This window comes from Vibrio sp. YT-19(2023) (genome assembly GCF_033337395.1).
Genome location: NZ_JAWOQN010001202.1, coordinates 1 through 509, shown reverse-complemented (window position 1 = coordinate 509; position 509 = coordinate 1). Strand labels below are relative to the sequence as shown.

At 46.4% G+C, this 509-nt stretch carries 1 protein-coding gene; it reads right to left on the bottom strand.

What is annotated here, in order from left to right:
- Positions 1-509 (bottom strand): DUF1481 domain-containing protein (locus R7E78_RS30835; RefSeq protein ID WP_318059231.1); only part of this gene is annotated, 509 nt, incomplete at both ends.

Here is a 509-nt window from a genome sequence, read left to right as displayed (position 1 = left end):
GAGGCTGTCTACCACCACTTCATTACGAGATTCTTTACCAACAAAGGCAATGTAGCTATCGACCGATGATAAACGGTCGATGACAAATTTCGGCAGGGTTTGGTTGAACTCTAGCGTCGAGAACTCTTTCCCTTTGCAGGTTTCAAATGCTTGACCATTCCAATAGCCTTGTACGAGGTTCTGCCCGTTGCGAGACTGCTCTTTGATGGCAACAACGACATCATTAGCTTCGGCTTTGTATCGATCAAGTTGCTCGCGCTGCAGCGGCAAGACTTTGCGATTTACGCGATATTGCTGATAAATCGCTTCACCATCTTTATTAAAGCGGATGTGGATTTGAAAAGGCACCAGTCTTTGCTTGGCATCGATTTGCTCACCTTTTCGAATCAACTCACGCAACTCGCCTTCATCCCAACGGTAATCACTTTTATACCAGCCATGATCACCCATCGTGACGTAATCTGCCGCGGTACTGACTCGAGTTAATCGCTCAGTCATCCAATACAAAC